General features: G+C 72.5%; 12 protein-coding genes. 8 read left to right on the forward strand and 4 right to left on the reverse strand.

Annotation, left to right across the window (positions count from 1 at the left end):
- Nucleotides 1–11: 11 nt before the first annotated feature.
- A complete protein-coding gene (locus ACFVYA_RS47170; protein ID WP_285992348.1) occupies nucleotides 12–539 on the reverse strand; it encodes a GNAT family N-acetyltransferase in 528 nt (175 codons plus the stop codon).
- A 48-nt stretch (nucleotides 540–587) separates the two neighbouring features.
- Nucleotides 588–1,859, reverse strand: a complete 1,272-nt coding sequence (locus tag ACFVYA_RS47175) for an ABC transporter substrate-binding protein (protein ID WP_387054809.1) — start codon at nucleotides 1,857–1,859, stop codon at nucleotides 588–590.
- A gap of 212 nt (nucleotides 1,860–2,071) precedes the next feature.
- Between ACFVYA_RS47175 and ACFVYA_RS47180 the strand changes: the two genes are divergently transcribed.
- Complete coding sequence (locus ACFVYA_RS47180; RefSeq protein ID WP_285992346.1) at nucleotides 2,072–3,022, forward strand: LacI family DNA-binding transcriptional regulator; 951 nt, start codon at nucleotides 2,072–2,074, stop codon at nucleotides 3,020–3,022.
- Between the two features lie 57 nt (nucleotides 3,023–3,079).
- Here the strand turns inward: ACFVYA_RS47180 and ACFVYA_RS47185 are convergent, their stop codons facing one another.
- Nucleotides 3,080–4,213 (reverse strand): lytic polysaccharide monooxygenase, encoded by a 1,134-nt coding sequence (locus ACFVYA_RS47185; protein ID WP_387054811.1) that lies wholly within the window; start codon nucleotides 4,211–4,213, stop codon nucleotides 3,080–3,082.
- A 169-nt stretch (nucleotides 4,214–4,382) separates the two neighbouring features.
- Here ACFVYA_RS47185 and ACFVYA_RS47190 point away from each other — a divergent pair, with 169 nt between their 5' ends.
- The gene (locus ACFVYA_RS47190) at nucleotides 4,383–5,576 is read left to right on the forward strand and encodes an AGE family epimerase/isomerase (protein ID WP_387054813.1); all 1,194 of its coding nucleotides are present in this window, start codon (nucleotides 4,383–4,385) and stop codon (nucleotides 5,574–5,576) included.
- A 34-nt stretch (nucleotides 5,577–5,610) separates the two neighbouring features.
- Nucleotides 5,611–6,606 carry an aldo/keto reductase gene (locus ACFVYA_RS47195; protein WP_387054815.1) on the forward strand — a complete coding sequence of 332 codons (996 nt, stop codon included), beginning with the start codon at nucleotides 5,611–5,613 and terminating at the stop codon, nucleotides 6,604–6,606.
- 9 nt (nucleotides 6,607–6,615) lie between these two features.
- Here ACFVYA_RS47195 and ACFVYA_RS47200 read toward each other — a convergent pair whose 3' ends face one another.
- The gene (locus tag ACFVYA_RS47200; protein ID WP_387054817.1) at nucleotides 6,616–7,803 is read right to left on the reverse strand and encodes a cellulose-binding domain-containing protein; all 1,188 of its coding nucleotides are present in this window, start codon (nucleotides 7,801–7,803) and stop codon (nucleotides 6,616–6,618) included.
- A gap of 557 nt (nucleotides 7,804–8,360) precedes the next feature.
- Between ACFVYA_RS47200 and ACFVYA_RS47205 the strand changes: the two genes are divergently transcribed.
- From ACFVYA_RS47205 to ACFVYA_RS47225, 5 genes are all read left to right on the forward strand, one after another.
- Complete coding sequence (locus ACFVYA_RS47205; protein ID WP_387054819.1) at nucleotides 8,361–9,806, forward strand: hypothetical protein; 1,446 nt, start codon at nucleotides 8,361–8,363, stop codon at nucleotides 9,804–9,806.
- A gap of 32 nt (nucleotides 9,807–9,838) precedes the next feature.
- On the forward strand, nucleotides 9,839–10,639 hold the full coding sequence (locus ACFVYA_RS47210; RefSeq protein ID WP_387054821.1) for an AfsA-related hotdog domain-containing protein: 801 nt from the start codon (nucleotides 9,839–9,841) through the stop codon (nucleotides 10,637–10,639).
- Nucleotides 10,640–10,678: 39 nt separating this feature from the next.
- Nucleotides 10,679–11,494, forward strand: coding sequence for a carboxymuconolactone decarboxylase family protein (locus ACFVYA_RS47215; protein WP_387054823.1), 816 nt, complete (start codon nucleotides 10,679–10,681; stop codon nucleotides 11,492–11,494).
- Complete coding sequence (locus ACFVYA_RS47220; protein ID WP_387054825.1) at nucleotides 11,491–12,192, forward strand: HAD family hydrolase; 702 nt, start codon at nucleotides 11,491–11,493, stop codon at nucleotides 12,190–12,192. The genes ACFVYA_RS47215 and ACFVYA_RS47220 overlap by 4 nt, the downstream gene beginning before the upstream one ends.
- 28 nt (nucleotides 12,193–12,220) lie before the next feature.
- The coding region (locus tag ACFVYA_RS47225) for an alcohol dehydrogenase catalytic domain-containing protein (RefSeq protein WP_387054827.1) at nucleotides 12,221–12,621 on the forward strand (401 nt) is incomplete at its 3' end.

Raw genomic sequence — 12,621 nt, forward strand, 5'->3', positions numbered from 1 at the left:
CCTCCGGCGGCTCAGCCGAGGTCCTTGCGGAAGCTCAGCCGGTCCAGGCCCGGCCCGTCGTAGTCGGGCTGGACCGGCACCCCATCGAAGTCCTTCGGCCCTGGTTCGGTGACGAACCCCATCCGGGTGTGGAACGCGTGCGAACCCTTGTTTTCCGGCGACGTGATCGCCCGGACCACCGAGCGCCCGTGCGCGGCGCTGTAGGCGAAGAAGCGCTCGTACAGCGCCGCGCCCAGCCCGCGGCCGCGTTCGGCGGGCTCGACGCCGACGAAGTGGATGTAGCTCTCGGCCGGCCGAGACGGCGAGAGGAACCCGATCAGGAACGCGACGATCCGCTCGTCCGCGGTGACCAGGAAGCTGCTGCCGGTGAAGTGCTGGAACATCAGCTTCGGCAGCAGCAGCGCCCGCTGGCGGGAGCCCGCTTCGCCGCCGAGGCCGCCCCACCAGCGGTCGAGGACGGCCAGCACCGGGAGGTGGTCGCCGGGGCCGGGGTGCCGGATCGTGTGGTGCGCCCAGGGTTCGGGCAGGGGAGTGACCATGCCCGTCACCTTGCCCGTTCCCGCCGGCTCCGACCAGCGGGTTTCCGGTCAGGGGACGAGCCGGTGCACCCCGATCAGCACCTGCTGCCAGACGGCGGCGGCATCGGCGCCCTGCTCGACCGACTTGAGCGCGGGCGCGATCACCGCCTCCTGGATCTTGCCGTCACCCGGTCCCTTGTACTGCGGTTTCCCGACCTTGCGGGCCTGGGCGACGAAGACCTGGCCGCTCAGCGCCCCGCCGAAGTAGCCGTTCATCTCGCTGAGCAGGTCCGGGGAGGTGAAGGCCTCGACCTGGCTGGGGAAGTTCCCGCTCACCCGGAACGCGTGCAGCTGCTGCTCCGGCGCGGTCAGCCAGGCGGCGAGCGCGGCGGCCGCCTTCTGGTGCGGGCTCGAGGCCGGCACGGTGAGGTAGGAACCACCCCAGTTGCCGCCGCCGTCCGGGAAGGCGTCGGTGATCGCCCACTTGCCCGCGTTGCCGACCCCGGCCTGCTGTTCGATGATGCCGAGCATCCACGACGGACAGACCTTCGTCGCGAAGGCGCCGGTGCGCAGGCCGTTGTTGCCGTCGTCTTCGAAGGCGGTGAGCCCGGCCGACTGCCCTTGCTTCACCGCGGCGGTGACCTGGTTCCAGGCGTCCCTCAGCGCGGTGTTCGTCTCCAGCGTCGAACGGTTCTCGCGGTCGAGGTAACCGACCGGGAGCTGGTTGACCTTGGCGTTGAAGATCTGCGCCGAGGAGTCGAACCACGGCTTGCCGTGCGAGCGCTGGACGTACTTCTCGCCGGCCTTGAAGAAGCTGTCCCAGGTCGCGAACATCGTCTTCACCGAGCCCGGGTCGGTGGGCAGCCCGGCCCCTTCGAGCAGGTCCTTGCGGTAGCACATGGCCAGCGGGCCGATGTCCGTGCCGTAGCCGACGAGCTTGCCGTCCTTGCTGCGGCCGGCCTCGTACTTCCACTCCAGCCACCGGCCGGGTTTCACGTCGGGCGGGCCGATCTCGGCCAGGTCGGCGAACTTGTCCGCGTAAGCGAGCACGTCGGCGAGGTGACCCTCCTCGACGGCTTGGATGTCGGCGAGCTCCTGGCCCTTCTGCAGCTTGTCCAGCAGGTCCTGGTGGTACGGTCCGCCCTGCTCGGCCCGGACCTGGCGGATGGTGAGCCCGGGGTGGGTGAACTCGTAGCCGGGGATGAGGTCCTCGTAGCCGAACTGGCCGAACGTCGACACCGTGAGCGTGATCCGCTCCGGCGTGTCCGGTCCGCATCCCCCGATCAGGAAGAGCAAGACGACGACGGCGGCGAACGCCGGTTGTCTTCGGATCTGCCTCATGCGCGCGCACTCCCCATCCGCGGCACGCTCCCGGCCCCCGTTGGCTGGGAGCGCTCCCGGAGCGAGTCTTGTTTCCCGGTGCGGCGGGTGTCAAGGTGCGCGACGGCGGGTGTCCGCGCGAACACGGACCGCGCGCTCCGGCCCCGGCGGTTTCGAGACCTGCGGTTTCCGGGCTCGTGGCGCCCGGACTCGTGGCGCGAAGGAAGGCTGCGATGAAGCGTCCGACGATCACCGACATCGCGAAGGAGGCCGGCGTCTCCAAGGGCGCGGTCTCCTACGCCCTCAACGGCCGCCCCGGCGTCTCGGAGGCCACCCGGCGGCGGATCACCGAGATCGCCCGGGAACTCGGGTGGTCACCCAGCAGCACCGCGCGGGCGCTGTCCGGCGGCCGGTCCGGAGCGTTCGGCCTGGTGCTCGACCGGCCCCTGGAGGTGTTCGTCCCGGCCCTGCTCGACGGGTTCGAGGGCGAGCTGCTGCTGCAGGTCGCCCCCGGCCGCGACGCCGCGCTGGCCGTCTACCGCCGCTGGCGCGCCGAGCGGAGGGTCGACGGCGTGCTGCTCACCGCGCCGGGCTGCGCGGCCGAGCTGGTGCGGATCGGCCTGCCGGCGGTCGTGCTCGGCGGCCCGGGCGGCGTGCCGGGCGTGTCCTCGGTGCTCGTGGACGACGTCACCGGCGCCGCCGAAGCGCTGGCGTACCTCGCGGCGCTGGGGCACCGGCACGTGGTCCGCATCGCGGGCGCGGCGGTGTTCGCCGACCCGGCGGCGCGGCGGCGGGCGTTCACCACGGCGGCGACCGGGCTCCCGCACCCCGGCACCGTCCACCCCGAACCGTCGGCCGACGCGGTCCGCCGGGTGCTGGCCGCGCGCCCCCGGCCCACGGCGCTGCTGTGCGACACCGACGACCTGGCGGTGGCCGCGCTCGCGGCCGCGCGCGAACTCGGCCTGGCGGTGCCGAAGGACCTCTCCGTCGTGTCGTGGGACGACACCCCGCTCTGCCGGCTGGTCCGCCCCGCGCTCACCGCGATCCGGCGCCCGCTGGCCGAACTCGGCGCGCTCGCGGCCTCCGTCCTGCACGACGTGCTGGCGGGGGAGCGCCCCGGCGACGTCTACGCCTCCCGGCCGCGGCTGATCACCCGCGGCAGCACCGGCCCCGCGAACGGGTGAAGGCCGCTTCGAGGGACTCCCCGAAGCGGCCTTCCCGATTCGTCCACTCAGGACGGCTCAGGTGCCCTGGCACGTCGGCGAGGGCGCCGCGCTGCCTCCCGTGGTGTTGACGACCAGCCCGAAGGTGGTCGTGCCGTCGGCCGCGACGCTGCCGTTCCAGTTGGCGTTGCGGACCGTGACCGCCGAACCGGACTGGCTCAGCGTGCCGTTCCACACGCTGGCGATCGTCTGGCCCGCGGGCAGTGTCCACCCGACCTGCCAGCTCGTGTACGCCCGGTTGCTGTGGTTCATCACCGTCACCGTGGCCTGGTAGCCGCCGCTCCAGGGGTTGGTGATCTCGTACATCGCCATGCAGGAGCCCGCCGGCGTCGTCGGGGTCGTCGGCGTGGTGGGGGTCGTCGGGGTGGTGGGGGTCGTGGGGGTCGTGGGCGTGGTCGGGGTGGTGGGCGTCGTCGGTGTCGTGGGCGTGGTCGTCGTGCCGGTGCCCGGGTCCTTCACGCCGGTGACCTCGCCGTGCCCGCCGTCGAAGGTGACGTCCGAGCAGCCGTAGAACGTCTCGGCGCTGTCCGAGCGCTTCCACACCGAGTAGATGATGTGCCGGCCCGACTTGTTCGACGGCAGCGCGCCGCTCCACTTGTACTGGCCTTCCACCGTGCCCACCTGGCCGGTCACCGGTGGGTGGTCCACCGTCAGGAACGGCTGGTCCTCCAGCGAGTCCCAGGTGAGCGGCTGGTTCGGGTTCCACCCGTCCTTGGTCACGTACGTGTAGAACCAGCCCGGGTGCGCGGCCCACGCGTTGTACGAGAAGTCGAACTGGGCACCGGCGGTCAGGTGGGTCAGCGGCCATGAGCCGACCCCGTCGAAGCCCGCGTAGTTCGGGTTCCCGCCCGAGCACAGCTTCCCGTCGGGGATGAACCCGCGGGTACGCCCGGCGCCGTCGGAGCGCAGCACGCCGAACCAGTTGTACAGCGAATTGGCGCTGCTGATCCCCACCGCGGCCGCGCAGGCCGGGTTCTGGGGCTTGATTTCGCCGGTCGAGCTGAGCCCGTCCTGCCAGCACAGGAAGGTCCGGCTGCCCGGTTTCATCATGGCGCCGTGCGCCTCGGCCGTGCCGGTGTTCAGCAGGATGGCGGTCAGGCTCGCCAGCAGCACGGTGACGGCGGCGAGGACGGTACTTCGTCTCCTGGTCACGTCAGTCCCTTCATTGGGTTGCGTGCGTCGAAGACTGGGAGCGCTTCCAAGGTCAGGATACGCGGTGGGGGTCACTTCCGGAACAGCCCGCGATGGCCGGGGCGGGGGCCTTGGCCTACGTTGACGGGGGCTCCTCGCACGGGGCGGGCCCCGTGGAGAAAGGCAGAGAGTGGACAGTCCGTCTTCGGTTCCCGCCTGGGTGCGTGCCGAACCCGCCCGGCTGCTCGGGTTCGCCCGCGGCGCGGCGCACCCGGCCGGTGGGTTCGCCTGGCTCGACGACGCCGGGCGGCCGGTGCTCGACCGGCCGGTCGAGACCTGGATCACCTGCCGGATGACGCACGTCTTCGCGCTCGCGTCGCTGCGGGGAGCGGACGCCGGCGAGCAGGTCGCGCACGGCGTCGCGGCGCTCACCGGTCCGCTCCGGGACGCCGAGCACGGCGGCTGGTACGCCTCGACGGCGCTGGCCGAAAAGCGGGCCTACGAGCACGCGTTCGTCGTGCTGGCGGCCGCGAGCGCGGCCGCGGCCGGTGCCGAAGGCGCCCGGCCGCTGCTGGCCGAGGCCCTCGAAGTCGTCGAACGCCGGTTCTGGGAGCCCTCGGCCGGGCTCGTGGCCGACGTCTGGGACCGCGGCTGGACGCGCCTGGAGGACTACCGCGGGGCCAACGCCAACATGCACACCGTGGAGGCCTTCCTGGCCGCCGCCGACGTCACCGGCGACCCGGTGTGGGCGGCGCGTGCGCTGTCCATTGTGGAGCGCCTGATCCACGGCGAAGCCCGCGCGCACGGCTGGCTGCTCCCGGAGCACTACGACCCGGACTGGCACGTCCGGCTGGAGTTCAACCGCGGCGAGCCCGCCCACCCGTTCCGCCCGTTCGGGGCGACCATCGGGCACCTCTTCGAATGGGCGCGGCTGGCCGTCCACCTCGGACGGGCGCTCGGGACCGCCGCGCCGCCGTGGCTGGTGCCCGACGCGGCCGCGCTGTTCGAGGCGGCCGTCCGGTACGGCTGGGCCGTCGACGGACGGCCGGGGTTCGTCTACACGACCGACTTCGCCGGGACGCCGGTGGTGCGCACCCGGCTGCACTGGGTGGTCACCGAGGCGATGGCCGCGGCGTGGACGCTGCACCAGGAAACCGGTGACCCGGCCTACCTAGCCCGCTTCGAGGAATGGTGCGCGCACGCCGAAGCCTGCTTCGTCGACCGCGAACTCGGTTCGTGGCACCACGAGCTCGACCCGGACAACCGTCCCGCCGCGACGGTGTGGGCCGGCAAACCGGACGTCTACCACGCCTACCAGGCGACGGTGCTGCCCGGCCTGCCACCGGCGGCTTCGTTCGCCGGCGCGCTCCTCGCGCGCGGATAGACTGCGCTCGCCGTCCCTCTCGACAAGGAGAACCATGTCGCCTTTCGTCGCGGCCGAAGACCGGTACGCGGACATGCCGTACCGGCGCGCCGGGCGCAGCGGGCTGAAGCTGCCCGCCGTGTCGCTCGGCCTGTGGCACAACTTCGGGGACGACAAGCCCCTCGACGTCCAGCGCGCCGTGCTGCGCCGGGCGTTCGACCTCGGGGTGACGCACTTCGACCTGGCCAACAACTACGGCCCGCCGCCCGGCTCGGCCGAGGCCAACTTCGGGCGGCACTTCGCCGCCGACTTCCGCCCCCACCGCGACGAGATCCTGGTGTCGTCGAAGGCGGGCTACCTGATGTGGGACGGCCCGTACGGCGAGTGGGGCTCCCGCAAGAACCTCCTGGCGAGCCTCGACCAGAGCCTGGCCCGCACCGGGCTGGATCACTTCGACATCTTCTATTCGCACCGCCCGGACCCGGACACGCCGATCGAGGAGACGATGGGCGCGCTCGACACCGCCGTCCGCTCCGGGAAAGCGCTGTACGCGGGCATCTCGAACTACTCGCCCGAGCAGACCGAGGCCGCGCTGGCCGCGTTGCGGGAGCTGAGGACACCGCTGCTGATCCACCAGCCGCGGTACTCGATGCTCGACCGCTGGGTCGAAGACGGCCTGCTCGACACCCTGGACGAGCACGGCGTCGGCTCGATCGCCTACTCGCCGCTGAGCCAGGGCCTGCTGACCGACCGCTACCTCGACGGCATCCCGGCCGACTCCCGCGCGGCCGGTGCCAGCCCGTTCCTCACCAGCGATCGGCTGACCGACGACACCTTGGCGACCATCCGCGCGCTGAACGACATCGCCGAGGGGCGCGGGCAGACGCTGGCGCAGCTGGCCATCGCCTGGGTGCTGCGCCGCGGCCGCGTCACCTCCGCGCTGATCGGCGCGAGCAGCGTCGCCCAGCTGGAGAACACCGTTGCGGCCACCGGGAACCTCGAGTTCACCGACGACGAGCTGGCCGGGATCGAGCGCGTCCTCGGCCGGTAGCCCGGCCGGTCAGCAGCCGATCCTCGAGGTGCCGACGGCGACGTCGTCGTACCACAGCGTGTCGGCGTCGCCCGCGTAGCTTTCCCAGCCGAGGCGCAGGTCGGTCACCGCGGGGTGCCAGGCCTTGTTGAGCCACTGCTGGTCGATGTCGGGGGTCGGCACGCCGTCGACGACGAGGCCGGGCACCTCGGCGGAGTTCAGCCACGTCCGCAGCTGACCCGCGCCGCCGTTGACCTCGAACTCGAAGCACGACCAGGTGCCGGTCGCCAGGGGGACGCTCTGGGCCACCCCGGCCGGGCTCTGCGCGGGGAGCGTCGCGTCGTCGGACTCGCGGTTCCACTGCAGCGCCCGGTTCTGCCCGCCGGCGCGCAGGTCGCGGCCGCCGTCTGCGGTGTCGCGCATGGCCATGAACGCGACGTGCCCGGTGGGCAGCGCCGTCGTGTGCCGGACCCAGAACCGGCCGAAGAGGTGGCCCGAGCCGACGCCGGTGAGGCTGGTGCCGAGGAAGGCGTGGTTGCAGTACCCGCCCTGGCCGGTGACCTTGACCGAGCGGGAGCCCGAGTGCGCGACCGCGGTGTCGACGGCGACCGTGCCCGTGCCCGTGCAGTTGGCCGCGCCGACGGTCCAGCGGCCGCCCGGGGTGGTGCCGGTCTGCTGCTCGAAGTCGTCGCAGATCGCGGCGCTCGCGCAGCCGGCGGGCGGCGGCCCGGACGTCGTCGTGGTCGGTGTGGTGGGCGTCGTCGTGGTGGGGGTGGTCGTGGTGGGGGTGGTCGGCGTGGTCGAGGTCGGGGGAGCGGGGTCGCCGCACGGAACGCCGTTGAGCGCGAAGTCCGTGGGCGTGGCGTTCGTCCCGCTGTAGGTGCCCTGGAGGCCGAAGGAGACCGAGCCGCCGGCGGGCAGCGCGCCGTTGTAGGACAGGCTCTGCGCGGTGACCGCGGTCCCGCTCTGGCGGACGGTGGCGTTCCACGCGGACGTGACGGACTGGTTCCCGGCGTAGTTCCAGGTGAGTGTCCAGGAGGAGACCGCGGTGGCGCCGTTGGTCACCGTGATGTCGGCGTTGTACCCGCTCTGCCACTGGTTGACGTGGTAGGCGACCGAGCACGCGGGGGCGGCGGCGGCCGGACCGGCCACGACGATCGCGGTGGTACCGGCCGCGGCGAGGCAGAGCGCGGCCAAGGCGCCGGCGAACCTGTTCATGGGATGGCTCCTCCGGGGACGCGGACAGGGGCGCCGTGGCCTGCACCACGACGCCCCTGGGTGGTGGCCGCGTTCTGGCGAGGCGACCTGGCATGGGAGCGCTTCCAGCCGCCGGAAAGGTAACCCCGGTGTGTCGCGCTTGTAAAGAGGGACCCGGACGCGGGCCGATCCGGTGGTCCGTTTTCCGCAGCCGGCGCGTCCGGCCTCGCCACTGAACGCTCCTGAACGGCCGAACCCGTTGGCGTGCAGGGCATGTCCCGATCGCACTGCGCCACCGGTGCGCGGGCCCGGACGCCGCCGTTGGGGTGGATTCTCGGAAATCCGCCCCAAGATCACGATTCGGCGGGGACGACGGAAATTGGGAGCGCTCTCAGTCGCCGCGCCAACCTCCCCCAGGCGGCTCGTCCGCCCGCCTCTTCGGGCCCGGAACCCTTGTTGCGTACTCAACTTCTCGGAAATCACACGGTTTCCGCTCTCGTGACGAACTGGGCCGCCGCGCTCACGCTGCGGTAGGGTCGTCGAGGGAGCCCCCGTACTCCGGAATCGTTGGATGAACGATGAGTCGACAGGCCAAACCAGGGAGCAAGCCCTACCGTGCACAACTGCGGGACCGGCTGACCGCGTTGGGCTTTCCCGAGGAGGCGATCCCGGCCCAGGTGGCGAAGAACCTGATCGTCGAATGCCGGATCCCGCCGCGCACCGCGTGGCGGCTGGCGTCCGAGCTTTCGCTCGACGTCGCGGCGCACCAGTACAACGCCGTCACCGGGGACCCTCGCGCGGGCATGCGCGGCACGCGGATCTGGGAGTACGAGCAGTGGCCCGAACGCGGCGTCCGGCCCACGGTCGCCGCGCTGCGGGTGCTGGCCAAGGTCTACGGCACCGGCTGGAAGTGCCTGCTGGGGCTGCGTGAACTCGAGCAGCTGCCGGCCAAGGACCTCGCCGAGTACCACGCCGACCCGGAGCCCGCGGCCGGCGCGGCCCCCGAGCCCGAGGCGCCGCCGCCGGCACGCACCCAGGCCCGGGTGGACGAGGAGATCGGCGCCGGCGCCCTCGGCGACGCGATCCTGCTCACGAAGACCAACGTGGACGAGGCTCAGCTCGACGACCTGTGGTCGGACCTCGACTTCCTCGGCGGCGCCTACACCCGCATGGCGCCCGACTCGATCCTCGGCCAGCTCGCGGTGATCGCCGGCCGGACCGCGTCCCTGCTGAAGGGCCGTCAGCGGCCGAAGCAGACGCAGGACCTCCTGCTCGTCGGGGCGAAGTCGAGCGCGATGATGGCCTGGATCGCGGGGGACCTGGGCCGGTACCGGCTCTCGCGCGAGCTCAATTCCGCCGCCTGGCTCTACACCCAGTACGCCGACGACTTCCTCGCCCGGCGCTGGGTCCGCACGTCCCAGGCCCGCGTGGCGTTCTGGGCCGGGAACGGCATCGAGTCCGCGAAGCTCGCCGCCGACGGGCTCAACTACCACGCGGGCGGGCGCCTCACGGACGCCCCGCTCATCCTCGCCGAAGCGCGTGGCTGGTCGTCGGTGCAGGCGGAGCGGCCGGTGCTGGACGCGATCGCGCGCTGGACGGCCATCGAGGACCCGGATGTGGGGGCAGGCGGCGAGGACCGCTTCTTCAACATCACGAAGGACCGGCGCCACTACATGGCCGGCAACGCGCTGCTTTCGGTCGGGCAGGCCTCGGCCGCGCTGCGCGAGTTCACCACCGCCCGCGAGGCCTTCGAGAAGCTGACGACGGAAAACCGCTGGGAAGCCATGGATCCGATGATCCGGATCGACACGGGCCGCGCCCACCTGCGGCTCGGCGACCTCGACGGCGCCGCCGCGCAGGTCGGTCCGCTGCTGGACGTGGGCGTGGGCAAGCAGCCGGACATGGTGCGCGCCATGCTGAAGCTGATGGTCACCGAGCTGGCCGGGCCGCGCTGGCGGTCGGCCGCCACGGCCCGCAACCTCGCCGAAGCACTCCTGGACGCCCACCCTTCGGCGCGGCCGTGACGCCGGACCCGACCCGGACGGAGGCCCCCGAGGTGGCACCGCACGATGTCTCGTGCCCGAAGACCCCGTGCGCGGCCTGGATGCTCGAGGGGCACACGCGGCGGGACGTCGTCGTGGTCGCCGACCGCTTCGCGCAGTTCGCCCGGGAGGACCGGGTGTTCACGCTGTCGGGCCTGCTGGCCCTGCTCGGCTCCGGCGGTCCGGTGGCGCCGGGCTGCCACTGGATCGTCCACTTCGGCCAGGGCATCGACGCGGCCGACGGCGAGCTGCTCGAAACCGCTTGCGAGAAGAGCGAAGGAACCGTGTGCCTGGCGGATCCGGCCGCGTTCCGGCGGCCGTCCGAACCGCCCGTCGTCGTCCACAAGGACCGGCCGGAGAACGTCCTGCTCGCCGGCGTGCACAGCCCGGCACCCGCGCACTGCCGGGCCGAGCTGCGGATCCACCGCGACAACGAGCTGGTCCTCGACCACCACACCGGCGAGCACGTGCAGGGCATCGTGATCATCGAGGCGATGCGGCAGATCTGCATCGCCCAGTTCGAGACCGCGATCCGCCCCGGACTCGCCCCGGCGGCGTACGCCGGGGTGTGGAAACGGATCGACCTGTCCTTCCAGGACTTCCTGTTCCCGCTCCCGGCCACGGTCGAGTCGCTGATCGTCGAGTCCGACGTCGGCCGGGAGACCCACCTCAAGTTCCGCGCCACGACGTCGGTGCGCCAGCAGGGGCGCACCGTGGCCACCGCCGGCATCGAGTACTCGATGATCGCGCAGGGGCGCATCGGCACCCTCGAACGCCGCAAGGCCGGCCAGGCCACCCGGGCCTACCTCGGCTGAGCCGCGGCCGGCCCCGATCCGGAAGGAAACCACTCCACGATGTCCGACCTGCAGCAGCAGGACCGCTCCGCGTCCTTCGCCCAGGGCCTGAAACTCATCCAGCAGCTCGGCGGGGCCGACCGGCCGGCCGTGCTGGACCTGTTCGAGAGCATCGGGGAGGCCGAGTTCGGCGAGCAGTGCGTCGGGTTCATCTACGGCGACGTCTACCACCGGCCCGGCCTGCCCCTGCCGGAGCGGCAGCTGGCGACCGTCGCCGCGCTCACCGCCCTCGGCTACGCCGGTGCCCAGCTGCAGTTCCACGCCAAGGCCGCACTCAACGTCGGCTGCACCCGCCGTCAGCTGATCGAGGCGGTGATCCACGTCAGTTCCTTCGCCGGGTTCCCGGCCACGCTCAACGCCCTGACGGCGCTGAAGGCGGCCTTCGACGGCCTGCCCGACGAGGAGCCGGCACCGGCCGAAGAGGCCGCCGAAGTGCCGTGGGCGGGCATCGAGGACCGCTACGAGCGCGGCCTGGCGGCGATGCGGGCCGTCGACGGCGAGGCGGGGGAGGAGGTCGCCGCGGGACTGAAGGACATCGCCCCGGACCTGGCCGCCTACATCGTCGAATTCACCTTCGGCGAGCTCTACACCCGGCCGCACCTGAGCCTGCGCCACCGCGAGATCGTCACGATCGCCGCCTGCGTCGCCCTGGGCACCGCGCTGCCGCAGCTGAAGGTGCACCTCCACGGGCTGCTCAACGTCGGCGGCACCCGGCAGGAGGCCGTGGAAACCGTGCTGCACCTGGCGTTCTACTGCGGCTTCCCGGCCGCGCTCAACGCGATCGCGGCCGCGCGGGAAGTGTTCGCGCAGCGGTGAGCGGGTTCGCCAAGCTGCGCGTGGTCGCGCTCGACTGCGACGGCGTGCTCATCGACGACACCTACCTGGCCATGATCGCCCGGTTCGTCACCGAGCACGGCGGGAAGTACGACGCCGCGGCCGAGCGGGACGTCATCGGGCTGCGCGACATCGTCGTCGCCGAAAGGATCACCCGCCTCTGCGGTCTGGACCAGCCGGCCGAGGAGACGCTGAAGCAGCTGTGGGCCGCGCGGCAGGACTACCTGGCCGAGCACCCGATCCGGGTGGCCGCCGGGGCGCGGGACTGCCTGGAGGCGCTGGCGAAGCTCCCCGTGCGGCTGGTCTGCTACGGCGGCCGGACCCGCGAGCACACCTTCGACCACCACCTCGGCGACTTCGCGGACCTCCTCGATCCCGAGGTGCCGTACGTGAGCATCAACGAGCACCGCCCGGGCGTCGGCCACATCACGCGGACCGTGCTCGGCGTCGACTTCGACGAAATCGTGTTCGTCGACGACGTCAGCCGGGTCGCCGAGGACGCCCGTGCGCACGGCGCCGGGTTCGTCGGGTTCCCCTCGAGCCCCGCCCACGCGCGGCAGCGGGAGTTCATGGCCTCGCTCGGCGTCCGCCACTTCGCCACGTCGCTCGCCGGGCTCACCCCGGAACTGCTGGCGACCGTCGACGGCGAACTCGCGGCTTCGACACACTGGCCGCGTTGAGGAGTGTCCCCGACCTGTTGGAGCCGCTGTGAAGTTCTTTTCCCTGCCCCGTCCCGGCGCCGGGCTCGTCCTGGGCGAGCGGGACGTGCCCGAGCCCGGTCCCGGACAGGTCCTGGTCCGGCTGCGCGGGTGGGCGGTCAACGCCCGCGACCTGATGATCTTCAGGGGGTTCTACCCGAAGCCGGTGAAGCCGGACGTGATCCCGCTGTCCGACGGCGCGGGCGAGATCGTCGCGGTCGGGGCGGGGGTGCGGGCCTGGACCACCGGTGACCGGGTGGCGGCGACGTACTTCCCGGACTGGCTGGCCGGTCCCGGTACGCCGGAGAAGACCGCGGACGACCTGGGCGGCACGCTCGACGGCGTGCTCGCGGAGTACGCCGTCTTCGCCGAGGACGCCCTCGTCGCGGTGCCCGCGCACCTCGACTACGC

It is taken from the genome of Amycolatopsis sp. NPDC058278 (assembly GCF_042881395.1).
Lineage (GTDB): Bacteria > Actinomycetota > Actinomycetes > Mycobacteriales > Pseudonocardiaceae > Amycolatopsis.

Excerpts from the sequence above, each read along its gene's own strand:
- ACFVYA_RS47170 (WP_285992348.1), bottom strand. The coding sequence starts at position 539 with ATGGTCACTCCCCTGCCCGAACCCTGGGCGCACCACACGATCCGGCAC.
- ACFVYA_RS47175 (WP_387054809.1), bottom strand. The coding sequence starts at position 1,859 with ATGAGGCAGATCCGAAGACAACCGGCGTTCGCCGCCGTCGTCGTCTTG.
- ACFVYA_RS47180 (WP_285992346.1), top strand. The coding sequence starts at position 2,072 with ATGAAGCGTCCGACGATCACCGACATCGCGAAGGAGGCCGGCGTCTCC.
- ACFVYA_RS47195 (WP_387054815.1), top strand. The coding sequence starts at position 5,611 with ATGTCGCCTTTCGTCGCGGCCGAAGACCGGTACGCGGACATGCCGTAC.
- ACFVYA_RS47200 (WP_387054817.1), bottom strand. The coding sequence starts at position 7,803 with ATGAACAGGTTCGCCGGCGCCTTGGCCGCGCTCTGCCTCGCCGCGGCC.
- ACFVYA_RS47205 (WP_387054819.1), top strand. The coding sequence starts at position 8,361 with ATGAGTCGACAGGCCAAACCAGGGAGCAAGCCCTACCGTGCACAACTG.
- ACFVYA_RS47215 (WP_387054823.1), top strand. The coding sequence starts at position 10,679 with ATGTCCGACCTGCAGCAGCAGGACCGCTCCGCGTCCTTCGCCCAGGGC.